General features: G+C 70.0%; 24 protein-coding genes. 8 read left to right on the top strand and 16 right to left on the bottom strand.

What is annotated here, in order from left to right; all coding sequences use genetic code 11:
* On the bottom strand, positions 1-408 hold a 408-nt coding region (locus K206_RS0111720; protein WP_043366344.1), incomplete at its 3' end, for an alpha/beta fold hydrolase.
* A 250-nt stretch (positions 409-658) separates the two neighbouring features.
* On the opposite strand from K206_RS0111720, the gene K206_RS0111715 reads away from it, so the two are divergent.
* Complete coding sequence (locus tag K206_RS0111715) at positions 659-1126, top strand: DUF411 domain-containing protein (RefSeq protein ID WP_020202604.1); 468 nt, start codon at positions 659-661, stop codon at positions 1124-1126.
* A gap of 155 nt (positions 1127-1281) precedes the next feature.
* On the opposite strand, the gene K206_RS38060 is transcribed toward K206_RS0111715, so the two are convergent.
* Both K206_RS38060 and K206_RS0111705 read right to left on the bottom strand, forming a co-directional pair.
* Positions 1282-1920, bottom strand: coding sequence for a CoA transferase subunit B (locus K206_RS38060; protein ID WP_043366320.1), 639 nt, complete (start codon positions 1918-1920; stop codon positions 1282-1284).
* A gap of 11 nt (positions 1921-1931) precedes the next feature.
* Positions 1932-2645 (bottom strand): CoA transferase subunit A, encoded by a 714-nt coding sequence (locus K206_RS0111705; RefSeq protein WP_020202602.1) that lies wholly within the window; start codon positions 2643-2645, stop codon positions 1932-1934.
* Between the two features lie 178 nt (positions 2646-2823).
* Between K206_RS0111705 and K206_RS0111700 the strand changes: the two genes are divergently transcribed.
* Complete coding sequence (locus K206_RS0111700) at positions 2824-3369, top strand: PAS and helix-turn-helix domain-containing protein (RefSeq protein ID WP_020202601.1); 546 nt, start codon at positions 2824-2826, stop codon at positions 3367-3369.
* 22 nt (positions 3370-3391) lie between these two features.
* Here the strand turns inward: K206_RS0111700 and K206_RS0111695 are convergent, their stop codons facing one another.
* The 7 genes from K206_RS0111695 to K206_RS0111665 all read right to left on the bottom strand — a co-directional run bounded on the left by K206_RS0111695 (position 3392) and on the right by K206_RS0111665 (position 10073).
* On the bottom strand, positions 3392-3790 hold the full coding sequence (locus tag K206_RS0111695) for a thioesterase family protein (RefSeq protein ID WP_029043515.1): 399 nt from the start codon (positions 3788-3790) through the stop codon (positions 3392-3394).
* An 81-nt stretch (positions 3791-3871) separates the two neighbouring features.
* Positions 3872-4648 (bottom strand): hypothetical protein, encoded by a 777-nt coding sequence (locus K206_RS0111690; protein ID WP_029043514.1) that lies wholly within the window; start codon positions 4646-4648, stop codon positions 3872-3874.
* A gap of 290 nt (positions 4649-4938) precedes the next feature.
* On the bottom strand, positions 4939-5637 hold the full coding sequence (locus tag K206_RS0111685; protein ID WP_020202599.1) for a DUF2968 domain-containing protein: 699 nt from the start codon (positions 5635-5637) through the stop codon (positions 4939-4941).
* 273 nt (positions 5638-5910) lie between these two features.
* Positions 5911-6939 (bottom strand): DctP family TRAP transporter solute-binding subunit, encoded by a 1029-nt coding sequence (locus K206_RS0111680; RefSeq protein WP_029043513.1) that lies wholly within the window; start codon positions 6937-6939, stop codon positions 5911-5913.
* A gap of 121 nt (positions 6940-7060) precedes the next feature.
* Positions 7061-8365 (bottom strand): TRAP transporter large permease, encoded by a 1305-nt coding sequence (locus K206_RS0111675; protein WP_020202597.1) that lies wholly within the window; start codon positions 8363-8365, stop codon positions 7061-7063.
* Entirely contained in the window at positions 8362-8985 is a 624-nt protein-coding gene (locus tag K206_RS0111670) for a TRAP transporter small permease (RefSeq protein ID WP_020202596.1), read from the bottom strand. The genes K206_RS0111675 and K206_RS0111670 overlap by 4 nt, the downstream gene beginning before the upstream one ends.
* 302 nt (positions 8986-9287) lie before the next feature.
* Complete coding sequence (locus K206_RS0111665; protein ID WP_029043511.1) at positions 9288-10073, bottom strand: SDR family oxidoreductase; 786 nt, start codon at positions 10071-10073, stop codon at positions 9288-9290.
* Positions 10074-10465: 392 nt separating this feature from the next.
* Here K206_RS0111665 and K206_RS0111660 point away from each other — a divergent pair, with 392 nt between their 5' ends.
* Positions 10466-12145: an electron transfer flavoprotein-ubiquinone oxidoreductase gene (locus K206_RS0111660; RefSeq protein WP_020202594.1), complete on the top strand. Its 1680-nt coding sequence runs from the start codon at positions 10466-10468 to the stop codon at positions 12143-12145.
* 64 nt (positions 12146-12209) lie between these two features.
* Here K206_RS0111660 and K206_RS0111655 read toward each other — a convergent pair whose 3' ends face one another.
* Positions 12210-13196, bottom strand: a complete 987-nt coding sequence (locus tag K206_RS0111655; protein WP_020202593.1) for a tripartite tricarboxylate transporter substrate binding protein — start codon at positions 13194-13196, stop codon at positions 12210-12212.
* 61 nt (positions 13197-13257) lie between these two features.
* Positions 13258-14301, bottom strand: a complete 1044-nt coding sequence (locus K206_RS0111650) for a cyclase family protein (RefSeq protein ID WP_020202592.1) — start codon at positions 14299-14301, stop codon at positions 13258-13260.
* A gap of 157 nt (positions 14302-14458) precedes the next feature.
* On the opposite strand from K206_RS0111650, the gene K206_RS38055 reads away from it, so the two are divergent.
* Both K206_RS38055 and K206_RS38050 read left to right on the top strand, forming a co-directional pair.
* A complete protein-coding gene (locus tag K206_RS38055; protein ID WP_156173896.1) occupies positions 14459-15955 on the top strand; it encodes a class I adenylate-forming enzyme family protein in 1497 nt (498 codons plus the stop codon).
* 84 nt (positions 15956-16039) lie between these two features.
* Positions 16040-16789, top strand: a complete 750-nt coding sequence (locus K206_RS38050) for an IclR family transcriptional regulator (RefSeq protein WP_020202590.1) — start codon at positions 16040-16042, stop codon at positions 16787-16789.
* Positions 16790-16866: 77 nt separating this feature from the next.
* On the opposite strand, the gene K206_RS38045 is transcribed toward K206_RS38050, so the two are convergent.
* On the bottom strand, positions 16867-18129 hold the full coding sequence (locus tag K206_RS38045; protein ID WP_020202589.1) for an MFS transporter: 1263 nt from the start codon (positions 18127-18129) through the stop codon (positions 16867-16869).
* Positions 18130-18290: 161 nt separating this feature from the next.
* Here K206_RS38045 and K206_RS0111630 point away from each other — a divergent pair, with 161 nt between their 5' ends.
* Entirely contained in the window at positions 18291-19430 is a 1140-nt protein-coding gene (locus K206_RS0111630; RefSeq protein ID WP_020202588.1) for an acyl-CoA dehydrogenase family protein, read from the top strand.
* 46 nt (positions 19431-19476) lie between these two features.
* Here K206_RS0111630 and K206_RS0111625 read toward each other — a convergent pair whose 3' ends face one another.
* The 3 genes from K206_RS0111625 to K206_RS0111615 all read right to left on the bottom strand — a co-directional run bounded on the left by K206_RS0111625 (position 19477) and on the right by K206_RS0111615 (position 22734).
* Positions 19477-20568, bottom strand: a complete 1092-nt coding sequence (locus K206_RS0111625; protein ID WP_231401596.1) for a lipase secretion chaperone — start codon at positions 20566-20568, stop codon at positions 19477-19479.
* On the bottom strand, positions 20555-21667 hold the full coding sequence (locus tag K206_RS0111620; protein ID WP_155888039.1) for a triacylglycerol lipase: 1113 nt from the start codon (positions 21665-21667) through the stop codon (positions 20555-20557). Before K206_RS0111620 ends, K206_RS0111625 begins: the two co-directional genes overlap by 14 nt.
* Before the next feature lie 143 nt (positions 21668-21810).
* On the bottom strand, positions 21811-22734 hold the full coding sequence (locus K206_RS0111615) for a flagellar brake protein (RefSeq protein ID WP_029043510.1): 924 nt from the start codon (positions 22732-22734) through the stop codon (positions 21811-21813).
* A gap of 306 nt (positions 22735-23040) precedes the next feature.
* Between K206_RS0111615 and K206_RS0111610 the strand changes: the two genes are divergently transcribed.
* On the top strand, positions 23041-23745 hold the full coding sequence (locus K206_RS0111610) for a FadR/GntR family transcriptional regulator (protein WP_020202584.1): 705 nt from the start codon (positions 23041-23043) through the stop codon (positions 23743-23745).
* A gap of 85 nt (positions 23746-23830) precedes the next feature.
* Positions 23831-24940, top strand: coding sequence for an NAD(P)/FAD-dependent oxidoreductase (locus K206_RS0111605; RefSeq protein ID WP_020202583.1), 1110 nt, complete (start codon positions 23831-23833; stop codon positions 24938-24940).

Below are 24940 nucleotides of genomic sequence, written 5' to 3'. Positions count from 1 at the left end.
GCGCGGGCCCACGTCGTTGAGCAGCAGCTTGCGCACCGGCGCCTTGGGCAGGCCGGCCAGGCCCATGCCGATCAGGCCGCCCATCGAGGTGCCGAACCAGTCGACCTGCTCGACGTTGAGCCGCGCGATCAGCGTGACCATGTCGGACACGTACTGCGGCACGACGTAGCGGCGCGGGTCGGCCAGCCAGTCCGAGCGGCCGCGCCCGACCACGTCGGGGCAGACCACGCGGTACTCGCCGCACAGCGCGGCCGCCACGGTATCGAAATCGCGGCCGGTGCGCGTCAGGCCATGCACGCACATCAGGACACGGGGATTGGCGGGGTCGCCCCACTCGTGATACGCCATGCGGTGGAGCCCCGCCGGGCTGATGCACTGGACGAAGCCGAGGCGCGGACTGACTGACATCTGAACTCCCTGGCAAAGCGTTATCGAAGCGGCGCCGCCGGCTGGGCGGCACGCGGCTGGGCAAAGCTGGATTGTACGCCGCAGCAGTTACAATGCCACAGCATCCGGCCGCCATCGCCACACGCGCGCCATATGCGCGCCATACGCGCGCCGCGCACCCGCCACGCACGCGCCGCCAGGCGCGCGATCGCGCAAACCCGCGCGGGCACAGGCGGCCGCGCCACGAAGACCCGAACGCAAGGAACCGGTCATGCAAAGACGCATCTTCATCCAGACCCTGGCGGCCGGCGCCGCCGCCGCGCTCGCGCTCGGGCGCGCCCAGGCCGCGCCGGCGGCGGCCATCGAAGTCTTCAAGACGCCGACCTGCGGCTGCTGCGAAGGCTGGGTCGAGCACCTGCGCGCCAACGGCTTCGCCGTGACGGTGCGCAATGTGGACGATACGGGGCCGTACCGGGCGCGTGCCGGCATTCCGGAGCGCTTCGGCTCCTGCCACACCGGCATGATCGCGGGCTACGGCATCGAGGGACACGTGCCGGCCGCCGACATCAGGCGGCTGGTTGCCACCAGGCCCGCCGCCGCGGGGCTGGCGGTGCCGGGCATGACGGTCGGCTCGCCGGGCATGGAGCAGGGTTCGCGCAAGGACCCGTTCGACGTCTTCCTGATCCGCCGGGACGGCGCGGCCTCGGTCTTCGCCAGCTACAACAAGCGCGGCGCATGAAGCGGAAATGGCCGCGATGCGGCCATTTCGGGTAGCGGGCGATCCTGGAACGGCGACGGCTGCCGATCTCCCCCGGCCCTCTCCCGCGTCGAAGAGGAGAGACGACCGGCGGCATTGCCGCCGCCCGCAGTCCGGGCGTTCAGGCGGTCAGGCGGTCACAGCAGCGGCGCGCCGGTCTTGCTCTGGACCTCTTCGCGGCTCACGCCGGGCGCGGTCTCGACCAGCTTGAGGCCGGCCTCGGTCACGTCGAGCACGCCGAGGTCGGTGATGATGCGGTTGACCACGCCCACGCCGGTCAGCGGCAGGTTGCAGGCCTTGAGGATCTTGATGTCCTCGCTGCCGTCCTTCTTCTTGGCGGTGTGTTCCATCAGCACCACCACGCGGCCGACGCCGGCGACGAGGTCCATCGCGCCGCCCATGCCCTTGACCATCTTGCCGGGGATCATCCAGTTGGCCAGGTCGCCGCGCTCGCTGACCTGCATCGCGCCCAGGATGGCCAGGTTGATGTGGCCGCCGCGGATCATCGCGAACGAGTCCGCCGACGAGAAGATCGACGAGCCCGGCAGCGTGGTCACGGTCTGCTTGCCGGCGTTGATCATGTCGGGGTCGATTTCGTCCTCGGTCGGGAACGGGCCGATGCCGAGCAGGCCGTTCTCGGATTGCAGCCACACTTCCATGCCCGCCGGGACGTGGTTGGCCACCAGGGTCGGCAGGCCGATGCCCAGGTTGACGTAGAAGCCGTCCTGCAGCTCGGTCGCGGCGCGCGCCGCCATTTCCTCACGTGTCCATGCCATGATGTCGCTCCTTAGCTGGCCTGATTTTCTGAAACCCGCACGGTGCGCTGCTCGATGCGTTTCTCGGGAGTGGCGTTCACCACGATGCGCTGCACGAAGATGCCCGGCGTATGGATCTCGTCCGGGTCCAGCGTGCCGGTATCGACCAGGTGCTCGACCTCCACCACCGTGATCTTGCCCGCCATCGCGCACACCGGGTTGAAGTTGCGCGCGGTGCGGCGGAACACCAGGTTGCCCGCGCGGTCGGCCTTGTAGGCCTTGACCAGCGCCACGTCGGCGGTCAGCGCGCGTTCCATCACGTACTGGTGGCCGTCGAACTCGCGGATTTCCTTGCCCTCGGCGACGATGGTGCCCACGCCGGTCTTGGTGAAGAAAGCCGGGATGCCCGAGCCGCCGGCGCGCAGCTTCTCGGCCAGCGTGCCCTGCGGCGTGAATTCCAGCTCCAGCTCGCCGGCCAGGTACTGGCGCTCGAACTCCTTGTTCTCGCCCACGTAGGACGAGATCATCTTGCTGATCTGGCGCGTGGCCAGCAGCAGGCCGAGGCCGAAGCCGTCGACGCCGGCATTGTTGGAGATGCAGGTAAGCTGCTTGGCGCCGCTGTCGCGCAGCGCCGCGATCAGTGCCTCGGGAATGCCGCACAGACCGAATCCGCCGACCGCGATCGTCTGGCCGTCGCGGACGACGCCCGCGAGCGCCTCCGCGGCGCTGGCGTAGACCTTGTTCATCTTTATCTCCTTGCCTCGGTGATTTTCCTGTCGCTGTACGCGCCGTGCGGTGTGCCGCCGGCGAGCCACGCAGTGAAATTGTAACGGTACAATCGGGCGGACATCGCCCCGCTGCCGAACGTCCGACAGCATACGCATGTGCGGTATGCCGCGCCAATACGTAAAACTACATAAGCCAATGCCCGCCATCGACTACCAGACCGCCTTCCAGCTTGCTCCGGTCGGCCTCGTGCTGTCGCGCGAGCGCATGATCGAGGACTGCAACGACGAGGTGTGCCGCATCTTCGGCACCACGCGGCAGGCGCTGCTCGGCGAATCGTTCCAGGTACTCTACCCCACCGCCGACGAGTTCGAGCGCACCGGCGCGCGCATCGTGCCGATCATGAATGCCAGGGGGACCTATTCGGACGAGCGCATCATGAAGCGCGCCGGCGGCGAACTGTTCTGGTGCCATGTCACGGGACGCTCGCTGGACCGCTCGCAGCCGCTCGGCGCGGGCATCTGGACCTTCGAGGATTTGTCGCAGAAGCGCCCGGTCACGGCCGAGCTGACCGCGCGCGAGCGCGACATCGCCGCGCAGCTGGTGGAAGGCAGGACCAGCAAGCAGATCGGCAAGCTGCTGTCGATCAGCCCGCGCACGGTGGACATCTACCGCGCGCGGCTGATGAAGAAATACGGCGCCCACACCGCGGTGGACCTGGTGCAGCGCCTGGTCAATCACTGAGCGGCGCGGCCGCCGCCGGCGTCTACCCGATCAGCGCGCGGATCGCGTCCGGCACCGGCACCGATTTCTCCGCCTCGTAGTCGCACCACACCACCTTGGCGCCACCCTCGGCGTAGACCACCTCGGGCTGGTCGGTGCGGCGGATCTCCAGGCGGGTCTCGAAGCTGGTGCGGCCCAGCCCGCCGGCGGACATGCGGCATTCGATGTCGCCGGGATAGCGCAACTGCCGGATGAAGGTCATGTGCGCGTTGATGATGACCGGGCCGTGGCCGGCGGCGTCCTTGCCGCCGTGCCCGAGCGACTCGAACCAGGCGATGCGCGCCTGCTCCAGGTAGCGGAAATAGACCGTGTTGTTGACATGGCCCATCGCGTCCATGTCGCCCCACCGGATGGGCATGCGCAGAGTGAATACGGGTTTCATGGGCGCTAGCCTATCATTCGCCGCGCGCTCGTTCCATCCACCCGCCCGCCGCTTCCCGCCTCTCTCCGCCGCTCTCCGGCCTCAGCCGTCGCTCAGGCGCGTATGCGTGGGCAGTTCGAACGGCGTGTCGGGCGGCAGGTAGGCCGCCGCGCTGGGACGCGGCCAGCCGTCGAAGGCGCCGTCCTCGGGCGCTTCGTCGCCGGCGTCCTCGGCCACATTCCCGGCCGGCCGGAAGTCGCCGCGGCTGGCGATCAGCCGCGGCGGCGCCAGCCGCACCGGGCGGGCAGCGGCCACGGCAGGTTTTTCGACGCCAGCCGCCGCGGGCCGCGGCGAGGCGTCGGCAAACGCGGGAACCGCCGGAGACGCCGCCGCGACCGCGGCGGGCATGCTCTGCGGCACCGCGGCCGGCTCGCTCCGGGCCGCCTCGGCAGGATGGACCGCCGGGGCGGCCGGCGGCGCGGCTTGCTCGGCCACGGCCGTCACCGGCATGGCCGGCGCGCGCGCCACGGTGGCCGCCGGCGGCCCGTTGCCGCGCAGGGCGATGCTGGCGAGCCAGAGCGCCAGCATCGCCACACCGCCGCCCAGCAGCCCGGTCACGAGGCTGCGCTGCCGCGCCCGGCGCAGCGAGCGCGCCTGGCCGGGGCCGATGGTGGCGAGATGGCGCTTGACCGCGGCGGCGCGCATCGCGTCGAGCGATTCGCGCACGTCGAAGCTCGTGCCCCACGGCGGCGGCACGGCCGCGTCGGCCGGCAGCGGCGGCAGGCCCGTGGCGACATCGACCGGACCGGCACCGCCGCCGCCACGGCGGCGGGAACCGGAATTGGGATTGGGATTGGGACTGGAAACGGATCTGGACACGGCTCACCCCCGAGGCGCAATGGACGCGGCGGCGCCGGCCCGTCCGGGCGCCATCGGTCAGCGCAGGATCATAGGCGCGCGGCGGCGGCCTGCGACTCGGACGGAACGGATTCTGGCGTGGGAAAAATCGGCAAATGCCGCCGGCACGCGCGGCCGGGGCAAACGGAACACGGTGCCGGGCAGGATCGGGCGGGAAAGGCACTCGCGGCACTCGCGGCGCCAGCGGCGCCGGTGCATGCGGGGACGGCCCGGATCATGCCGGAGCCGCCGATGGCCAGCCGCTCAGCCGCTCAGCGGCGCGGACGGCTGCCCTGCGCGGGCGTGGCGAGGCCGGAATCGGCCAGCGAGGACTCCATGCGGCGGATCTGCTGCTGCAGCTGGTCCAGGCGGATGCGCGAGGCGCGGCTTTCGACCTCGGCGCTCTGCACCTCGGCATGCGCGGACTGCTGTTCCTCGGCGATGCGCTGGCGCTGGGCCTGCATCACGCGCAGGTCTTCGTTGAGCGCGTTGGCGCGCGCCTCGGTGTCCTGCAGCGCCTTGTCATACGCGCGTTTCTGCGACGCCAGCACCTGGCGCCGGATGTCGTCGCCGGCCCAGACGGCGCTCTGCCGCGTGACCTGGCGGTAAGCCTGCTCGGCCGGGACGATCGACTCGAAGCGGAACACGCGCCACAGGTTCTTCTGGTAGAACAGCGCCACGTAGCAGACCACCTGGTCGTCGGCCAGCATCAGCGTGGTGCCGTAGTCGCCGTTGTAGCTCGTGCGCAGCTCGCGCACGGTCCGGTCGCGCAGGCGCTGCTGCAGTTCGGCCACCAGCCCCAGCGAGGCGGGCGACGCCTGCGGGCTGCCGGCCGGGGCCGCGCTCAGCGGCGCCGGCGCTGCCGCCACCGGCACCGGATCGGCGGCAGCCAGCGCGCCAACGGCGCACAGCGACGACGTCAGGCCGATCAGGCAGGCAAGCAAAGGGGCGCGGCGGGAATTGTTCAGCATAGCGTTCCGGCAGGGACAGAGCGAGGATTCGGGTTATCGGCAAGCCACGACGGCATGGCCACGGCGGCGTCTCAAGTCTGCGGGGCGCCGCCGCGGCCGCAATGATGCGCCACGCGCACACGGCCAACGGCGGATTGTAACAAGCATGCCCTGGCATGCCTATTAACGGTCGCGTTTTGTCACCCTTGATAGCAGTTGCGGTATCAATCATGCAACAAAAGGAGAGTAAACCGCGCCGCCGCGGCGGCGCGTCCCCCTCCGGCGCCCGTCGATTCAGCGCTTGGCGATCGACGCCTCGGCCTTGGTCACGAGATCGGCGCCGATCTGCTTCTTCCACTTGTCGTAGACCTTGGCGGTGGCCTTGCGGAAGGCGTCGTGCTCGGCCGGCGTCAGTTGCGTCACCTTCACGCCGTGGGCCTCCATCTCCTTCCAGGCCGGCGCGCCGGCCTCGACCAGCCCCTTGCGGGCCAGCGCGGTTTCCTGCTTGCCGGCGTCGATGGCGGCCTGGCGCACGATCTCGCGGTCGGCCGGGGTCCAGCTTTCCCAGATCTGCTTGTTGACCACGAAGATCAGCGGATCGGCGACGTAGCCCCAGGCGGTGACGAACTTCTGGCCCACGGTGTACAGCTTGGCGGCGGCGAACACCGACTGCGGGTTCTCCTGGCCGTCCACCGCGCCCGAGGCCATCGCCGGCTGCGCGTCGGCCCAGCTCATCTGCGTGGGGTTGGCGCCCAGCGCGTTGAAGGTCTCGATGTACAGCGGCGAGCCCACCACGCGCAGCTTCAGGCCCTTGAGGTCTTCCGGCTTGCGGATCTCGTGCTTGGAATTGGAGACCTCGCGGAAACCGTTCTCGCCCCACGCCAGCGGCACCACGCCGGACTTGTCCAGCGTGGCGAAGATCGACTTGCCGACCTCGCCCTGGGTGAGCGCGTCCAGCGCCTTGTAGTCGGGCATCAGGAACGGCAGCGAGAACAGGTTCAGCTCCTTGACCTGCGGCGACCAGTTGATGGTCGAGCCCACCGCCATGTCGATCACGCCCTGGCGGATCGCCGAGAACTCGCGGGTCTGGTCGCCGGCCACCAGCGAGGTGCCCGGATACAGCTTGATGTTGATGCGGCCACTGGTGCGCTGCTTCACCAGGTCGGCCCAGATCTCGCCGCCCTTGCCCCACGGGAACGCGGGGCCGAGCACCAGCGACATCTTGTATTCGGACTTGTAGCTCTGCGCCTGGGCGCCGGCCGGCGCGAGGGCGGCGGCGGCGATGGTGGCAGCCAGCGACAGCATCAGGGCACGACGTTTCATCGGTTCTCTCCTCTCGGGATGTGTTGTGTGTTGTTCTGTTGCCGGCGGCACAGGGACAGCATCGCCCTCTCCCGCCGGCTTCCTGCCCGGGCCGGTCCAGCCCGGTTCAGCCTGGTTCGGATCAGTAGCCGAGCCGGTCCGGCAGCCACGTCGCCAGCGGCGGGTAGGCCAGCACCATCAGCATGGCGACGAACATCGCCAGCAGCATCCAGACCACCCACGGCACGGTCTCTTCCATGCGCACGCGCGCGATCCGGCACGACACCATCAGGTTCACCGCCAGCGGCGGCGTGAACTGCCCCAGCGCCACCTTGAGCGTGAGCACCACGCCGAACCACACCGGGTTCCAGTGGAACGCGTTGGCGATCGGCAGCAGCAGCGGCACGAAGATCAGGAAGATCGAGATGCCGTCGAGGAACATGCCCACCGTCATCAGCAGCGCCACGATCAACGCCAGCACGCCGTACTCGCCCAGGCCCGAATGCGCGATCGCGTTGGCCAGCGGGTCGATCACGCCGAGCGTGGACAGCGCGTAGGCGAAGATGCCGGCCAGCGCCACCACCAGCAGGATCACCGCGGAAGTCTCCGCCGCTTCCTGGAAGATCACGAACAGGTCGCGCATGCCGATGCTGCGGTAGATCACCATGCCGACGAACAGGCCGTACACCACCGCCACCACGGCGGCCTCGGTCGGCGTGAACCAGCCCGCGCGCATGCCGCCCAGGATCAGGAACGGCGCCACCAGCCCCCAGGCCGCCTCGCGCAGGCTCTTCCAGAACGGCGGGCGCGGCAGCGCGGCCTCGATGGCGCCCATGTTGTGCTTGCGCGCCAGCCACACCGCCGGCACGATCAGCGCCACGCCGGCCAGGATGCCGGGAATCATGCCGGCGGCGAACAGCGCCGGCACCGACGCGCCGGGCACCAGCACGCTGTAGATGATGAACGCCACCGAAGGCGGGATCAGGATGTCCGTGGCCGCCGCCGCGCCGACCACCGCGGCGCTGTACGCGCCCGGATAGCCCGCGCGCGACATCGCCGCGATCATCACGCCGCCCACCGCGGCCGCGTTGGCCGGGCCGGAGCCGGAGATGCCGCCCAGGAACATCGCCACCAGGATGGCCACCAGCGGCAGCATGCCGGGCCCGCGCCCGACGATGGCGATGGCGAACGTGACCAGCCGCTGCGCCACGCCGGAGCGGTCGAAGATCGAGCCGACCAGCACGAACATCGGGATCGCCAGCAGCGGGTACTTGGCCAGGCCGGCGTAGAAGTTCTGCGGCACGGCCAGCAGGCCGAACATCTGCGTGTCGAGGTTGGACAGGCCGATCGCCACCAGGCCGCCCAGGCCCAGCGACACGCCGATCGGCACGCCGAGCATCATCAGCCCGAGGAACACCACGAACAGGGTAATGGCGACCAGCGTCATGGCGCGGCCTCCGTCTTCGCCGCGCCCGTGCGCCCGGCATGCAGCGCCTTGAGCGCGCGCAGGTTGCGCGCCACCAGCCCGAAGGCGCGCAGCGCGATGCCCGCCGACAGCACCGGCAGCCACACCGAATACCACCAGCTCGGGATGCCGATGCCGGGCGAGGTCTCGCCGAACGTGTATTCGTCCCACGCCACGCGCGCGCCCAGCACCGCCAGCGCGATGAACATCGCCGCCACCATCAGCGCCGAGAACACCGCCAGGCGCCGCTGCCGGGCCTCGCTGCCGCGCTCGAAGAAGAACTCGATGCGGATGTTGCGGTCGCGCGCCACCGCCGCGCTGCCGGCCACCAGCGCCAGCACGATCATCAGGAAGACCGAGAATTCCTCGGTCCAGGCGAACGATTCGTCGGTGAAATAACGGACCACGACGTTGGCGAAGGTGATGCACACCAGCAGCACCATCACGATCACGCCAACCCAGTCCTCGATGCGCGGCGACACCCTGAAACCGCCGTCCGCGCTGTCCACGTTCTCCACAAGCTGGCTGGCGCCAGCCTCGCCGGGCACGGCCGCGGCGTGTTGCGGGCCGGCATCGCGCCGCCCCTCCTGGTCTGCTTGCATCTCCCCGGCCTCCGGTCCGGTCCGCCCGGCACGCCGGCCGCTCGCGGATTTTCTTTGAATTATGTAAAGACTTAATCTCAAGACATGGCGGATTATGCCAAGTCTGCGCACGGCGGGGAAATTTTTACGCCTGCCCTACGCCTGCCTGCGGTGCCGGGCGGGCAGCCAGACCCCGCGCGCTTCACGCCCAAGGGGACCGGATCAGCCCTGGGCCGGAGGAAACGCGCGCCCCGCCCGCGCTTGTGGCGCGGCGCGGGGCCGGCATCGCCGGTTGCGGGCGGACCGATGCCGCCCGCGCCCGCTCACACCATGCCGTCGTCGGCGGTGATCACCGCGCCGTTGATGAACTGCGACTGGTCGGACGCCAGCAGCAGCAGCAGGCCGTCGAGATCCTCGGGCTTGCCCACGCGCTTGCGCGGCAGCATCTGGATCAGCTTCTGGCCGGCATCGGTATCCCAGTGATGGTGGTTGATGTCGGTGTCGATGTAGCCCGGGCAGATCGCGTTGACGTTGATGCCGTGGCGCGCCCATTCGAGCGCCATCGCCTTGGTCATGTGCACCACCGCGGCCTTGCTCATGCAGTACACGCCGATCTGCGACAGCACCTTGAGCCCCGCCACCGAGGCGATGTTGACGATGCGCGACTGCGGCAGCGGATTGCCGTTCTTCTCCGAGCCCTTGGCGCGCGCGATCATGCGCTTGGCCACTTCCTGCGCCACGAAAAACGCGCCGCGCGTGTTGGTGTCGAAGACGAAATCGAAATCCTCGGGCGCCACCTCGGTCAGCTTCTGCGTGGTGGACACGCCCGAGTTGTTGACCAGGATATCGATCGCGCCGGCCTCGGTCTCGGCATGCGCCACCGCGGCGCGGATGCTGGCGGGATCGGTCACGTCGAGCCGCACCACGTGGGCGCTGCCGCCGTCGGCCTCGATCGCGGCGCGCAGCTCCTTGAGCCGCTCGGTGCGCCGCGACGCCAGTATCACCTTGGCGCCAGCGGCCGCCAGGACGTGGGCAAAGCGCGTGCCCAGGCCGCTCGACGCGCCCGTCACCAGCGCGACCTTGCCTTCCAGATTGATCGACAAACCCATAATGCCCTCTGTATTCGGAGCCCCGTCCGCCGTCTGCCATGGTCCGCGCCGGCGGGCGCTCCTAGCGAAAACTGCCCGGCCAAAACGGAAGGCAGCATATCAAAAAAAAGAACGGTCGTTCCAAAAAATGTCTTGCCTGACCATGGCGAGTCCCGGACAATGCCGGAGATTCTAAGAACTCGGGCCACAAAGGGAAAGAGGAAAAACACGCAGGCCGCCGCCATCTCGTGCGCGCGCCGCCGCGTCCGTCCGCTTTCCCTGTCGCCTTCCTGCCGCTTTGCCGCCGCTTCGTGCGCGGCTTGCCCGGCCCGACCCGAGGCATTCCCCGAATCACAGAACCACGCATTTCCCACAATTGCGCGCAAGTTGCCAAGAATAGAGGGTTAGAGACAATGAATCAGCAGCAGCTCCTGGAGCAGTTCGGTCCCCGCGAGGCCATGGAATACGACGTTGTCATCGTCGGCGGCGGCCCCGCCGGCCTGGCAACCGCCATCCGCCTGAAGCAGCTCGCCCAGGAGAAAGGCAACGACGTCAACGTCTGCGTGCTGGAAAAAGGCTCCGAGCCCGGCGCGCATATCCTGTCCGGCGCCATCATGGACCCGCGCGCGCTCGACGAACTGTTCCCCGACTGGAAGGCGCTGGGCGCGCCGCTGAACCAGCCCGTGACCGAGGACAAGTTCCTGTTCCTCGACGAAACCGGCGCCAAGGGCGCCCCGCTGTTGCCGGAATGCTTCCTCAACCACGGCTGCTACATTCTCAGCCTGTCGAACTTCGTGCGCTGGCTCGGCCAGCAGGCCGAGGCGCTCGGCGTCGAGATCTTCCCCGGCTTCCCGGCCGCCGAGGTGCTCTATAACGAGGACGGCTCGGTCAAGGGCGTGGCCACCGGCAACATGGGCATCGACAAGGAAGGCGAGCCCACCGACAACTTCCAGCTCGGCATGGAGCTGCACGCCAAGTACACCATCTTCGCAGAGGGATCGCGCGGGCACCTGGGCAAGCAGTTGATCGCCAGGTACAAGCTCGACGACGGCAAGGATCCGCAAAGCTACGGTATCGGCCTCAAGGAACTGTGGGAAATCGACCCGGCCAAGCATCAGCCCGGCCTGGTCGTCCATGCGGCCGGCTGGCCGCTGGACCCCGATACCTACGGTGGCGCCTTCCTTTACCACATGGAAGACAACAAAGTAGCCATCGGCTACGTAGTGGGCCTGGATTACGCCAACCCTTGGCTGTCGCCGTTCGAGGAGTTCCAGCGCTTCAAGACGCATCCGGAAATCCGCAAGTATTTCGAAGGCGGCAAGCGCATCGGCTACGGCGCGCGCGCGATCACCGCCGGCGGCCTGCTGTCGCTGCCCAAGACCGTGTTCCCGGGCGGCGCGCTGGTCGGCTGCGACGCCGGCTATCTGAATTGCTCGCGCATCAAGGGCAGCCACGCCGCCATCAAGACCGGCATGCTGGCCGCCGAAGCGGCCTACGACGCGCTGCAAGCGGGACGCCAAGGCGATGAACTGACCGCTTACCCGGTCGCATTCGAAAACAGCTGGCTGCACAAGGAACTGCTGCAATCGAAGAACTTCAAGCAGTGGTTCAAGAAAGGCCGTACCGTTGCCACACTGATGACCGGCATCGAGCAATGGCTGCTGCCCAAGCTTGGCATCCGCAACCCGCCGTGGACCATCCACCGCACCAAGCCGGACCACGTCTACCTCAAGCCGGCCGCCGAGTGCCAGCAGATCGCCTATCCCAAGCCGGACGGCAAGCTGACCTTCGACCGCCTGTCCTCGGTGTTCATCAGCAACACCAACCACGAGGAAAATCAGCCGGCCCACCTGACGCTCAAGGACGCCAGCGTGCCGGTCAGCGTCAACTGGGACAAGTACGCCGGCCCCGAAAGCCGCTACTGCCCGGCCGGCGTGTACGAGTTCGTCAAGAACGACGACGGCAAGGAACGCCTGCAGATCAACGCGCAGAACTGCGTGCACTGCAAGACCTGCGACATCAAGGACCCCACGCAGAACATCGTGTGGGTGACGCCGGAAGGCGGCGGCGGCCCCAACTACGTGGGCATGTAAGCGTCCGGCGCGATGCGCGCAGCGGGCATCCGGGTCGCTCCCGGATGCCCGCTTTGTTTTTGCGCTACTCGATCTTCGCGCCCGACGCCTTCACCACGCCCTGCCAGCGCGCGTACTCGGAGCGGATGAACGCGCCATAGGCTTGCGCCGTGCCGCCGAGCACGTCGACGCCCTGCTCCGCCAGCACCTTGCGCACCGGCGCGCTGGCCAGCACCGCGTTGATCGCCTGGTTGAGCCTGGCGATCACCGGCGCGGGCGTCCCGGCCGGGGCGACGATGCCCTGCCACGCGGTCGAGGAAAAATCGGTGGACAGCGCCTCGGCCACCGTGGGCACGTCCGGCAGCGTGGCCGCGCGGGCGCGCGAAGTCACCGCCAGCGCCTTGAGCCGGCCGTCGCGGATGTAGGGCAAGGCGGTGTTCAGCGTGGTCGTCATGAACTGCGTCTGCCCCGCGAGCAGGTCGACCAGCGCCGGCGCCGTGCCCTTGTAGGGCACGTGGATGGCCTTCAGCTGCCACATCGACGTGAGCTGCGCCGACGACAGGTGCTCGATGGCGCCCGTGCCCGACGAGCCGTAGTTGAAATGGTCCGGCTGGCTCTTGATCAGCTGCATCAGCTCCTTGAGCGAATTCACCCGCACCTTGGGATTCACCATCAGCACCAGCGGCATCTCGGCGGTCAGCGCCACCGGCGCGAGGTCGCGCACCGGGTCGTACCCCACGCGCGCGTAGACCCACGGCGCAATGGTGATCGACGAGGTGTTGTAGAGCACCGTGTAGCCGTCCGGCACGGCCTTGGCGACCGTTTCGGCGGCAATGTTGGCGCCGGCGCCGGGCCGGTTCTCCACCACGATCGCCTGGCCGAGCTTGTCGCCGAGCGCCTGCCCGATGACGCGCGCGACGATGTCGGTCGGGCCGCCGGGCGCGAAGCCCACGATCATGCGGATCGGCTTGTTGGGATAGTCGCCCGGCTGGGCGCCCGCGAGGCCGGGCCATAGCGACGCCGCCGCGCAGGCGAGCGCCGCCAGCCCCGCGCGCAAGGCTTGCTGGTTCATTGTTGTCTCCGTCGTTGTTATGGGAATGCGTGTCTGCGGGATGCGCGGGATGCGCGCCGCGCTACACGGTCGCCACCGGCGTCACCGGCGAGCCCACCGCGCCCGGCAGGTACAGCGGCGGCGCGGTCAGCAGGAACGCCGAGCGCCCGCGCGCCTGCAGCCAGTCCGCCAGATCGGCCAGCCACCACAGCTCGGCCAGCGGCACGCCCAGCTTGAACAGGCAATGCTGGTGCAGCGGCAGCGCGGGCCGCTGCCCGAGCGTGCTCTCCTGCGCGGGCAGTCCCTCCACCGCGTAGTTGTCCGCGCAGATCGCGGCCACGCCGCTGTCCGTGATCCATTGCAGCAGCGCGTCGTCGCGCCCGTCGAGCACGCTCGCGGTGCGGTCGAGCACCTCGATGTCCGGCTCGCGGTTCATGCCGACCAGCACCTCGGTGAAGCCGGTGCGCAGCACCAGCATGTCGCCGGGCGTGACCGTGATGCGGTCGGCGTCCAGCACGCGCATCAGGTCCTGGTAGCCCACGTAGCGGCGCTCCAGGCCGAAGTGCTTCTTGAGATCGACCAGCACCGCCCTGCCCTGGATCGCCTTGCGCGCCATGTTGGCCACGCCGAGCGCGTGCGCGCCGTACGGGCCGTCGACGTCCACGTCGCCGTCGGGACGGTAGTCGCGCGGGCCCACCACGTGCTCGTTGGCGCGATAGCCGTTGTAGTAGACCTTCTCCTTCACGCCGTTGCCCATCGCGTCGAAGAACGCGCCGACGTGGGCGAACGAGTCCCACTGCGTGGAGTACTGCAGCGCGAGCGTGACCTGGTCGTCGCTGAGCACGTCGGTGTTGCGCCCGTCGAGGCGCGCCAGCGGAAAGTTCAGGCACGGGCAGCCGTCCTGCAGCGTCGGCGACAGCCGCGGCGGATGGCGGCGCGGGTTCAGCACCGCGCCGCCGGGAAAATCGAGCGGCAGGCTCAGGCAGAACGACAGCCCCTCCGTGACCTCGCCGATGCCGGCCTTGAGCTTTGCCGGCGTCAGCAGGTTCAGCCGCCCCAGTTGGTCGTCCTCGCCGAAATCCCCCCATGTCGAGCCCTCGGGCCGACGTTTCCATCGCGTTGCCATTCCACTGTCCCCTATGTCGTTTTCGTGTGGCCGGCGTGCGGGCGGCGACATGCCGCCCGTGCCAAAACCGCTTCCGAATTCTAATCCCACACCTTACAATGTCAACCTGCTGATTAATTATTCAACCTGTTGAATTTATAAAGACATGGAGACGAATGTGATTTCACGCCTGATGCGCCTCGCCGACGAGCGGCCCGACACCCCGTTCCTGCTGTTCGAAGACCAGCAGTGGAGCTTTGGCGCCGTGGCCGGCGTCGCGCGGCGCGGCGCCACCTGGCTCGACCAGCTCGGCGTGCAGCCGGGCGACCGCGTGGTGCTGGCGATCGGCAACCGGCCGCTGTTCCTGTTCGCGTGGTTCGCGCTGCTCGCGCGCGGCGCCGTGGCGGTGCCGGTCAGCCACGACATGTTCGGCGAGCCGCTGCGCTACGTGGTGCGGCAGAGCGAATCCCGCTTCCTGCTGTGCGAGGCCGGCGAGCGCGCGCGCTTCGAGGAAGACACCCGCGACTGCGCCGTCGGCGTGCTCGCCTTCGCCGACGAGGCCGCGTTCCTCGCCGCCACCGATGCCTGCGCGCCGGCGCCCGTCGCCGGCATGGCGGCCGCCGCGCCCGCCGCCATCCTCTATACCTCCGGCACCACCGGCCAGCCCAAGGGCGTGGTGATCCCGAACCGCTCGTACCTCGCCGCCGGCGAAAAGGTCACGCAGGCGATCGGCATCACGCAGGACGACCGCATCCTCACCTTCCTGCCGCTGCACCACGCCAACCCGCAGATGTACTCGGTCATGTCCGCGCTGACGGTGGGCTGCAGCATCGCCATCGTGGCGAAATTCTCGGCATCGCGGTTTCTGCAGCAGGCCGCGCGGTACCAGGCCACCGGCTTCACCTACGTCGGCACCGTGCTCAGCATCCTGGCCAAGGAGTGGAGCGAGCCGGTGCGCAGCAGCCTGCGCTGGTGCGTGGGCGGCGGCGCGCCGCGCGCGGTGTGGGAACGCCTCGACGGCCTGCTACCGGTGACGGTGCACGAGCTGTACGGCATGACCGAGACCGGCGGGCTCGTCACCATCAACGCGGGCGGGCGCTATCGCTTCGGCTCCGTGGGCGCCGCCCGCGACGACTTCGACGTGGCGGTGCTCGGCGACGACGACCGCGTGCTGCCGCCGGGGCGCACCGGCGAGATCGCGGTACGCCCGCGCGAGCCGTTCGTGATGACCACCGGCTATTTCCGCAAGCCCGAGGAAACGCTCGCCGCGCTCGGCAACCTGTGGTTCCACACCGGCGACCTCGGCCGCTTCGACGACGACGGCTTCCTCTATTTCGAAGGCCGCAAGAAGGAGCTGATCCGCCGCGGCGGCGAGATGATCTCGCCGGTGGAGATCGAGCTCGCCGCGCTCAGGTTCGCCCACGTCGCCGACTGCGCGGCGGTGGGCGTGGCCGACGAGATCCTCGAGGAAGAGGTCAAGCTCGTGGTGGTGCGCCGCGACGGCTTCGATGCCGCCGAGCTGCTGTCGCACCTGCGCGGCGCGCTGCCGCGCCACATGGTGCCGCGCTATCTCGACTTCGTCGCCGAGATCCCCAAGACGCCGACGCAGAAGGTGCAGCGCTTCCGCCTGCCGAAGAACTCCGCGGCGACCATCGACCTCAAGGCCGCGGGTTGAGGTCAAGGCAGCGGGCCGGCAACGGGCCGGCAACGGGCTAACAAGCGCTATCATTCCGCCATCCCATTTCCGCCATATACGCCCATGACCGTACCCGCAGCCGGCCGCACCCTCGACATCATCGAAATCTTCGCGCGCGAGCGCCGCCCGATGTCGGTGTCGACGATCGCCAAGGCTACCGACATGCCGCTTTCGAGCTGCCACGGCCTGGTCAAGACGCTCGAGTCGCGCGGCTACCTGATGGAGAGCAAGACCCAGGGCGGGTACTACATGACCCGCCTGCTCGGCCACCTGGTGCGCGCGATCGAGGAATTCGACCCGCTGCCGGGCTGGATCGTGCCGGGCCTGGCGGAGATGCGCGACCAGTGCCTGGAGACGGTGGTGCTGGCCAAGCTGACCGGCGACAACGCCTCCTACGTCGAAGTGCTGGAGAGCGAGCAGAGCATCCGCTTCATCGTGCGCGTGGGCGACACGCGCCCGCTCTATGCCAGCGCGGTCGGCAAGGCGCTGCTCGGCGCCATGCCCGACGACGAGCGCGACGCGATGATCGACGGCATCGCCTTCACCCGGCGCGGCAAGAAATCGATCACCTCGCGCGCGGCGCTGCTCAAGGATCTCGAAACCAGCCGCGCGCGCGGCTGGTACATGACCGCCGGCGAATACTTCGACGACGTGAGCGCCGTCGCCGACGCCATGCGCATCGGCAAGGAATACTACGCGGTGGCCATCGCCGGCCCGTCGGCGCGCATCGAGGCGGCGCTGGACAAGCACGTCAAGCTGATCACGGCATTCACCCGGAACTGGCGCGCGTCGTTCGATACCCGGGGCGGCTGAGGCGCCCCCGCGCCTGCCTCCGAGGGAGAAGCAGGCTGGCGGCATCGCGCCGCCATTGCCCGAACCTTATCTGATCATCACTCGGCGGACGCCGGCGCCGCCTCGCGGCTGCCGCCCAGATCCGTCCCCCGCGTCTCGGGCAGCAGCGTCGCCGCGATCAGCACCAGCACGTAGGCCCCGCCCGCGAACGCGCCGATCGCCGCCGCCAGGCCGATGCGCTCGCTCAGATGCCCCACCAGCGTCGGGAACAGCGCGCCCACGGCACGGCCGAAGCTGTAGGCGAAGCCCTGCCCGCTGGCCCGCACCGAGGCCGGGAACAGCTCGGTCAGGAACGAGCCGAGCCCGCTGTAGATGCCCGACGCGGCAAACCCCAGCGGAAAGCCCAGCACCAGCATCTGGCCGTTGGTGATGTCGTACTGGCTGTAGAACCAGATCGACAGCCCGGACAGCACCGTGAACACGTAGAGGTTGGCGCGCCGGCCCCACCAGTCGGTCAGGTAGGCGCCGACGATGTAGCCGGCGAACGAGCCCACGATCACCACCATCAGGTAGCCGCCCGTGTCGAGCACGGACAGGTGGTACTTGGTCCGCAGGAACGTCGGCAGCCAGATCGTGATCGCGTAGTAGCCGCCCTGCACGCCGGTGCACAGCAGCGAGGTCAGCAGCGTGGTGCGCAGCAGCGCCGGCGAGAAGATGCGGTGGAACGGCACCGACTCCCCGCGCGCCGCGGCCAGCGCGCGCGCGTTGGCCGATACGCGCGGCTCCGGCACGTGCTTGCGGATGTAGAACACCAGCAGCGCCGGCAGGATGCCGATCCAGAACAGGATGCGCCACGCCAGCGCCTCCGGCACCAGCGAGTAGACCACCGTATAGGCGATGGCCGAGATGCCCCAGCCCACCGCCCACGCGCTCTGCACCGTGCCCACCGCCTTGCCGCGGTGCTCGCCGCGCACGATCTCGCCCATCAGCACCGAGCCCACCGCCCACTCGCCGCCGAAGCCCAGGCCCTGCAGCGCGCGCAGCACGAACGCCTGCTCGAAGTTCTGCGCGAAGCCGAGCAGCAAGGTGCACACGGAAAACCACAGGATCGTCCACTGCATCACGCGCACGCGGCCGTAGCGGTCCGCCAGGATGCCGGCGACCCAGCCGCCCAGCGCCGACACCAGCAGCGTGACGGTGCCCAGCATGCCGGCCTGGGTGCGGTCGATGTGCCAGAGCGACATGAACGTGCCGAGCACGAACGTAAACATCATGAAATCCACGCCGTCCAGCGCCCATCCGCCGAACGCCGCCACAAAGGTGCGCCGTTCGTCCTTGCCGAGTTCTCGGTACCACTTCATCGTTGTCTCCGGTCTTTCTTGTGAATTCTTCTGTCTTCTGGATTGCGCGCGGTGCCACGCCGGGCGCTTGCGCCAATTCTACGACCGGCCTGTATAATGTCAACCAGACGAATATAGTTTCAATATACTGAATACACAGAGAAAAAGTACAGGAGGCAACGATGCAGGAAAACCGCAACAAGCTGTGGCAGGACATGGTCGAGCCGGCCTTCGTCGACGCGCTGCGCGCGCTGGTCGCGGCGCATGTCGAACCGAATGCCGCCGCCATCGACGCGCAGGACGTCTACCCCGTGGCGGAGATCCGCGCGCTGGCGCGCGCGGGCTACAACAGCATCTGCCTGCCGGCCGAGTTCGGCGGGCGCGGCAGCTACCGGCACGCGCTGGCGGTGTTCGAAGAGGTGTCCTACGCCAGCGCGGCGGTCGGCATCAGCCTGATCACGATCCTGCAGGCGCAGACCATCCTGCACCTGTTCGGCAACGAAGCGCTCCGCCGGCGCTACCTGCCGCGCTTCGCCGAGGGGCTGATCTCGGCCTACGCGCTGACGGAGGCCAACCACGGCAGCGACATCCGCTCGCTCGACACCAAGGCGCGCCGCGTCGGCGACGAATGGCTGCTCACCGGCGAGAAATCGTTCATCACCTCGGGGTCCGCCGCCGAGTTCTTCATCATCCTGGCGCAGACCGAGACCGGCGTGTCGGCGTTCGCGCTGCCGGGCGACACCCGCGGGCTGTCCACCTACGTCGGCGCGAATTCGGCCACCTTCGGCCTGCGCAACGGCCCGCACGTCAACCTCGTGCTCGACGGCTGCCGCCTGCCGCTCGACCATCTCATCGGCACCGAAGGCAAGGGCGTGCGTGCGGCCGTGACCACGCTCAACTATTCGCGCACGATGGCCGCCGGCATCAGCCTCGGCATCGCCCGCGCCGCGTTCGACAAATCGCTCGCGCACGCGCGCCAGCGCAAGGTGTTCGACAGCACCGTGTTCGACAAGCAGGGCATCCAGTGGTATTTCGCCGACATGCTCACCCGCATCGACGCGGCGCGGCTGCTGACCTACCGCGCCGCGCAGGCGCTCGACACCGGCGCGGACGTGCCGCGCCTGTCGAGCGAGGCCAAGCTGATGGCCGCCGCGCTGGCCACCGAGGTGGCCGGCACCGCGATCCAGATCTGCGGCGCCTACGGCGTGATGGAAAACTCGCCCTACGGCCGCTACCTGCGCGACGCCAAGGCGTACGAGATCGCCGGCGGCGCGTCGGAGATCCTGCGCAACACGATCGGCAAGGCCCTGCTGGAATACTGACGCGGGACGGCGCGCGCATGCGCGGCGGCGCGTTGCCGCCGCCGCGTCACGGCGCGGCCGGCTGGTCCTGGCCCGCGCGGTCGTACACCTTGCCGGATACCGTGTCGTGCACGTAGGCGCGCAGGGCCTCGCCGGGATCGGCGAACGACTGCGCCCGCAGCCGTTCCAGCTGCTGCTGCCGGTCGGCGTCCGCGAGGCCGGGGAACTGCTCGACCTGCGCGCGCTGGCGGGCATAGTCGCGGTAGCGCTCCTGCCACGACTGGTCGGCCTGCGCCTGCTGCTGGTAGCGCTGCGCGACCTCTGCGCCGTGGGACTGCGCCAGCGCCGCGGCGATGTCCTGCGCGCTGCGCCCCTCGGCCTGCAGCCTGCCGATGGTCTCGCCGATCTGCTGCGGGCGGGCGCTGTCGGCGCGCACCGCGCGGGCGTCATCGGGCAGCCGGCTGTCGAGCGCGGCCAGCCGCTGCCGGCGCTGCGCCGCGTCGAGGCCGGGCTGCGCGGCCACCTCCAGCCGCTCGAGCATGGCCGCGTCGTAGGCCTCCTCCGCGTCGAACCAGATTGCCGCCACGTCGGGCAGATGACGCTGGCGCGCGGCGCGGCGCGCGTCCCACAGCCGGCGCAACCGGGCCACCTGGACCGCCGACAGCGCGTCGGCATCGTCGCCCGGCTGTCCCTGGCCCGCGTCCGCCGCGCCGGCATGGACCTCGGCGAGATAACCGCGATAGCGCTGCCACAGCTGCCATGCCTGCGTCGCGGCCGGCTCGGGCACGCGTGCGCGGATGTCGGCGCGCACGAGCGCATCGAGCGCGCCGGCGTCGCCGGCATCGTGGGCGGCGGACAGGAAGTAGTCGAAATAGCCGCGCAGGGCGCGGCTTGCGTGCAGGTTGCCGCGCGCGTCCGCCGCCAGGCCCGCGGGCACGTCCACGCCAGCCAGCGACGGCAGCAGCGCCGGCACGCCGGCCGCCGCGCCGGATGCGGACATGGCATCGGGCGGCCCGCCCGGCGCTACGCCGGCGGCCACCGGCGCGGCGGCCGGCACTGGCGCCGGCGGCATCGTCATCCAGTAGATGGCGCCGCCCAGCGCGCAGCCGGGCAGCGCCATCCACCACCAGCCCGGCCAGCGCCGCTCAAAGGCGCGCATTGCGCAGGCGGTTGGCGTGGTTGAGGATGACCACGCGCGGGTCGGCGTCCTGGTAGAGGCCGGCAAGCTGGTTCACCTCGTCCAGGTGATTCCAGTAGTAGCCGGTCGCCAGCACCTGGCCCCACTTGCTGCTGCAGACCGACACCATGCCGTCGTTGGGGCCGGCGCCCTTCAGACTCATCAGGCCGGCGGCGCCGGCCATCAGCGCCGTGGTGGGGTCGAGCAGGTTGGAGCGCAGCAGGCTGACCGGGCCGCCGCGCCCGGTCCACGAATACGCGGCCTGCGCGTGGCTGACAAGGTTGCCGGCGGCATCGCGCGCCTGGCGCATCTCGACCGGCACGCCGGGCGTGGCGCAGTCCGGGCCCAGCGCCGAGGGCGTGCCCGGCTTGAGCGTGGCATTCAGGCGCGCGTTCTGCGCGGCCACCCCGGCGGTGGTCAGGTTTTTGAGCGCGGCCAGCGCGTTCTGGTCCAGCTTCACGCCATTGCTCACGCCCTGGAACCAGCCGATCGCGTCGGCCACGCCCTGGATCACGCCGACCAGCAGCGGGCCGGCCAGCGGGATGCGGTTGATACCGTTGACGACGTCGAGCACCAGGTCCGCCAGCTCGCTGCCGCGGTGCGGGCTGCCGATGGTGGTCACCGAAGCCACGTCCTGCGGCGACATCGCGGCCAGCATGCGCGAGGTCGGCCCGCCCTGGCTGTGCCCGATCAGGTTGACCTTGTCCGCGCCGCTGTCGAGCTTGACGCCGCGCACGTAGGCCTGCAGCGCCAGCGCGCGCTCCTCGTCGCTGTTGAAGGCCGGCACGGTGGCCACGTACACCCGCGCGCCGTTGGCCCGCAGAAGCTGGGGAATGCCGTACCAGTAGTCCAGCACGCCGCCCATGCGGGCCGCGCCGGTCAGGCCGTGGACCAGCACGATGGGGTAGCGGGTCCGGGCGTAATTGGCGTTGGCGTCGGCCGCCGCCGTTCCGGGCCACGCCGCCGCCACGGCGGCCAGCAGCACGCCGGCCCTGCACGCGGCGCGCATCCTTGCCCGCGTCCACGCCGGCGCGGCCGGCATGGCAGTCTCTGTTGCGCCGCAGCGCTTGCCTTGATCCATCTTGTCTCCTCGACGACAGGGTTGTTCCCTTGTTTTTCCCCTTCTTTGTTCTTGTCGGGTAGGAGAGTAAAGACGGCGGCCCGGCCCAGGCAAGCCGGCGCGCTAGCAGGATTCCTCCAAACGGGGCGGCGCGAGGCGCCGCGTCAGCCCGGCACCGGCATGCTGGCGCTGGTCAGCAGCTGCTCGTAGATATAGCACTGCAACAGCGTCAGCTCGCGCTCGCCCAGCAGGTCGAACGCCACGCCGAACACCGGAAAGCCGGAGGCGGCGGAAATCGGCGTCGCGCTGCGCGCCACGCCGTCGACCATGATCTCGCTGTCCAGCGCCGCGGTGCGCAGGTGAAAGCACAGCCGCACCGGCGTGCCCGGCGCGGGCACCGCGTCCGCGGTCTCGATCTGCGCGCCGCCGGTGCTCAGGTCCGTCAGCATCACCAGGCGCGACGGCTGGCGCCCGCGCGGCGGCTGGGCGCCCTCGCCAGCCTCGCCGCCGGCGGCGTGGGCGGCAGCCCCCTCGCCCGCGCCGGCCGGGTCCACCAGGTACGCGGCCAGCCGGGTCGGCACCCGGGTCGCCTTGCGCACCGGCAACTGCTGCATCTGCGCCGGCGCGGACAGCACCAGGTAGCGGAACGGGCTGCGGCACACCGCGGTCACGGTGCATTCGAAGCTGAGGATGGCGTGGCCGGAAAAGCCGCGCAGCAGCACGGTCTCGCCCGCCTGCAACTGGAGTTCCTTGCCGCCGAGCTGGGGCCAGGTCACGAACATGCCCTGGTCGACGAAGCCGATCAGCCGGCTGGCCGCCGCGCGCCCGACGTGGCCCTGGTTCTTGATCTGCAGCAGCGTGCCGACCTGCAGGCCGAACGGCCCGGGGCTGGCCTGGCGCTCGTTCTCGGCGGCGTCGCCCGGCTCGCTGTCGGGGCGGCACACGACGCCGTGGCGGAACACCAGCGCGACGTCGCGGTCCTCGGGGATCACGCTGCCGCTGCCGAGCACGAGGTTTCCGCTTTCGTCCAGCAAGGACCAGGGCAAGGGCTGGCCAACCGGGAGATCGTCAGGAGTAAGTGCAATCATGGGAAGCAGCGGTGGATGCCCGACGGCGGGCATGGTGGATCGAACGGCGGCCGGACCTGATGCAGGTCCGCGGGCCGCCACCTGGCGGGGCACCCGGCACGCAATGTCGCCGCCCGGACCCGCCGGACGCGCCGGCCACGAGGTCCCGGGTGGATGGCGCGTCTCATCAGACTTGCTATCGGCCTCCCGCGAAAAACCTTGAGCGCCGCGTTGCGGGATGGCCATCGCACGCCTTCCCACGCCTTGACGCCGCCCGCCTTTCCCCTGAAAATGCCGCAAAGCTGTCTGACAGACTTACAGATCACGATGACCATTCTCAGCCGCCCGGACTCGCTCGCCACCCGCATCGCCGACGCCCTGCGCGCCGACATCGCCGCCGGCCGCTTTGCCGCGGGCGCCCGCCTGCCGGCCGAAGCGGCGCTCGGCGAGACCTTCGGCGTGAGCCGGCCGATCGTGCGCGAGGCCATCGCGCAGCTCAAGGCGGACGGCGTGCTGGTGACGCGCAAGGGCTCCGGCGCCTATGTCTCGGAGACGCCGGGCGGCCAGGTATGGCGCATGCCGAGCGTGCCGCAGGGCGGGCCGACGCTGGCGCAACTGTTCGAGCTGCGCATGGTGGTGGAATGCGCCTGCGCCGAGATGGCCGCGCTGCGCCGCGGCGAGGACGACCTGCTGGCCATCCGCGCGGCGCTGGCCGCCATGCGCGAGCACGCGCAGGACTTTCCCGGCGCCGCCGCGGCTGACGTGGCCTTCCACCACGCCATCGCCCAGGCCGCGCACAACCCGTGCTTCACCGGCCTGACCGATTTCGTCGGCCAGCACCTGCTGGCGGCGCGGCAGACCGCGTGGGAAAACGCGGCGCGCTTTCGCGGCGGCTCGCGCGGCGCCGACGGCGAGCACGCAGCGCTGGTCGAGGCCATCGCCGCCGGCAATGCCGGCGCGGCGCGCCTTGCCGCGCGCCGCCACCTCGCGGCCGCGGCAAGGCGCATGGGGCTGGAACTGAAGCTGCCCTGAAGCGGCGCAGATGCCGCCGCCGCGCGGCACCGCTCACGAACGAACGTCACGAACGGACAAACGGACAAACGGAACGAGGAAGACGATGGAAAAAGTGGATTGCGTGGTGATCGGCGCCGGCGTGGTGGGCCTGGCGGTGGCGCGGGCGCTGGCCCTGCAGGGCCGCGAAGTGATCGTGCTGGAGGCCGAGAACGCCTTCGGCACCATCACCAGCGCGCGCAACAGCGAAGTCATCCACGCCGGCATCTACTACCCGGCCGGCTCGCTCAAGGCCGAGATGTGCGTGCGCGGCCGGGCCATGCTGTACGACTACTGCGCCAGCCATCACGTCAGCCACCAGCGCTGCGGCAAGCTGATCGTGGCCACCTCGCCGGCCCAGGTCGCCACGCTGGAAGGCATCCGCGCCAAGGCCGCCGCCAACGGCGTGCACGACCTGCGGCTGATCGGCCAGGCCGAGGCGCAGGCGCTCGAGCCCAACCTGCGGTGCCTCGCCGCCCTGCTCTCGCCGTCCACCGGCATCGTCGACAGCCACGGCCTGATGCTGGCGCTGCTGGGCGACGCGGAAAACGCCGGCGCCATGCTGGCGGTGCAGTCGCCGGTGGCCGGCGGTGCGGTCACGCCGGACGGCATCCGCCTCGACGTCGGCGGCGCGGATGGCGGCGCGGACGGCACCACGCTGCTGGCGCGCACCGTCATCAACTCGGCCGGGCTCACCGCGCCGGCGCTGGCGCGCCGCATCGAGGGCGTGCCCGCCGCGCACATTCCGCCGCAGTTCTACGCCAAGGGCTGCTATTTCACGCTGGCCGGGCGCGCGCCGTTCTCGCGGCTGATCTACCCGGTGCCCGAAGCGGCCGGCCTCGGCGTGCACCTGACCATCGACCTGGGCGGCCAGGCGCGCTTCGGTCCCAATGTGCGCTGGATCGACGAGATCGAGTACGGCGTCGACCCGTCCGACGCCGACAGCTTCTACGACGAGGTGCGCCGCTACTGGCCCGCGCTGGCCGACGGCGCGCTGCAGCCCGGCTACGCCGGCATCCGCCCCAAGATCAGCGGCCCGCGCGAGGCCGCCGCCGACTTCCGCATCGACGGCCCGGCCACCCACGGCGTGCCGGGGCTGGTCAACCTGTTCGGCATCGAGTCGCCGGGGCTGACCTCCTCGCTGGCGCTGGCCGAGCGCGTGGCCAGCCTGGTGTGA

Origin of the sequence: Cupriavidus sp. WS (assembly GCF_000395345.1) — a bacterium.
Taxonomy (GTDB): Bacteria; Pseudomonadota; Gammaproteobacteria; order Burkholderiales; family Burkholderiaceae; genus Cupriavidus; species Cupriavidus basilensis_B.
This window is presented reverse-complemented; position numbering and strand designations above follow the sequence as displayed.

What these genes read in the sequence shown, in the direction of transcription:
- K206_RS0111715 (WP_020202604.1), top strand. Translation starts at nt 659, where the DNA reads ATGCAAAGACGCATCTTCATCCAGACCCTGGCGGCCGGCGCCGCCGCC.
- K206_RS38060 (WP_043366320.1), bottom strand. Translation starts at nt 1,920, where the DNA reads ATGGCATGGACACGTGAGGAAATGGCGGCGCGCGCCGCGACCGAGCTG.
- K206_RS0111705 (WP_020202602.1), bottom strand. Translation starts at nt 2,645, where the DNA reads ATGAACAAGGTCTACGCCAGCGCCGCGGAGGCGCTCGCGGGCGTCGTC.
- K206_RS0111700 (WP_020202601.1), top strand. Translation starts at nt 2,824, where the DNA reads ATGCCCGCCATCGACTACCAGACCGCCTTCCAGCTTGCTCCGGTCGGC.
- K206_RS0111695 (WP_029043515.1), bottom strand. Translation starts at nt 3,790, where the DNA reads ATGAAACCCGTATTCACTCTGCGCATGCCCATCCGGTGGGGCGACATG.
- K206_RS0111685 (WP_020202599.1), bottom strand. Translation starts at nt 5,637, where the DNA reads ATGCTGAACAATTCCCGCCGCGCCCCTTTGCTTGCCTGCCTGATCGGC.
- K206_RS0111680 (WP_029043513.1), bottom strand. Translation starts at nt 6,939, where the DNA reads ATGAAACGTCGTGCCCTGATGCTGTCGCTGGCTGCCACCATCGCCGCC.
- K206_RS0111675 (WP_020202597.1), bottom strand. Translation starts at nt 8,365, where the DNA reads ATGACGCTGGTCGCCATTACCCTGTTCGTGGTGTTCCTCGGGCTGATG.
- K206_RS0111670 (WP_020202596.1), bottom strand. Translation starts at nt 8,985, where the DNA reads ATGCAAGCAGACCAGGAGGGGCGGCGCGATGCCGGCCCGCAACACGCC.
- K206_RS0111665 (WP_029043511.1), bottom strand. Translation starts at nt 10,073, where the DNA reads ATGGGTTTGTCGATCAATCTGGAAGGCAAGGTCGCGCTGGTGACGGGC.
- K206_RS0111660 (WP_020202594.1), top strand. Translation starts at nt 10,466, where the DNA reads ATGAATCAGCAGCAGCTCCTGGAGCAGTTCGGTCCCCGCGAGGCCATG.
- K206_RS0111655 (WP_020202593.1), bottom strand. Translation starts at nt 13,196, where the DNA reads ATGAACCAGCAAGCCTTGCGCGCGGGGCTGGCGGCGCTCGCCTGCGCG.
- K206_RS0111650 (WP_020202592.1), bottom strand. Translation starts at nt 14,301, where the DNA reads ATGGCAACGCGATGGAAACGTCGGCCCGAGGGCTCGACATGGGGGGAT.
- K206_RS38050 (WP_020202590.1), top strand. Translation starts at nt 16,040, where the DNA reads ATGACCGTACCCGCAGCCGGCCGCACCCTCGACATCATCGAAATCTTC.
- K206_RS38045 (WP_020202589.1), bottom strand. Translation starts at nt 18,129, where the DNA reads ATGAAGTGGTACCGAGAACTCGGCAAGGACGAACGGCGCACCTTTGTG.
- K206_RS0111630 (WP_020202588.1), top strand. Translation starts at nt 18,291, where the DNA reads ATGCAGGAAAACCGCAACAAGCTGTGGCAGGACATGGTCGAGCCGGCC.
- K206_RS0111625 (WP_231401596.1), bottom strand. Translation starts at nt 20,568, where the DNA reads ATGCGCGCCTTTGAGCGGCGCTGGCCGGGCTGGTGGTGGATGGCGCTG.
- K206_RS0111620 (WP_155888039.1), bottom strand. Translation starts at nt 21,667, where the DNA reads ATGGATCAAGGCAAGCGCTGCGGCGCAACAGAGACTGCCATGCCGGCC.
- K206_RS0111615 (WP_029043510.1), bottom strand. Translation starts at nt 22,734, where the DNA reads ATGATTGCACTTACTCCTGACGATCTCCCGGTTGGCCAGCCCTTGCCC.
- K206_RS0111610 (WP_020202584.1), top strand. Translation starts at nt 23,041, where the DNA reads ATGACCATTCTCAGCCGCCCGGACTCGCTCGCCACCCGCATCGCCGAC.
- K206_RS0111605 (WP_020202583.1), top strand. Translation starts at nt 23,831, where the DNA reads ATGGAAAAAGTGGATTGCGTGGTGATCGGCGCCGGCGTGGTGGGCCTG.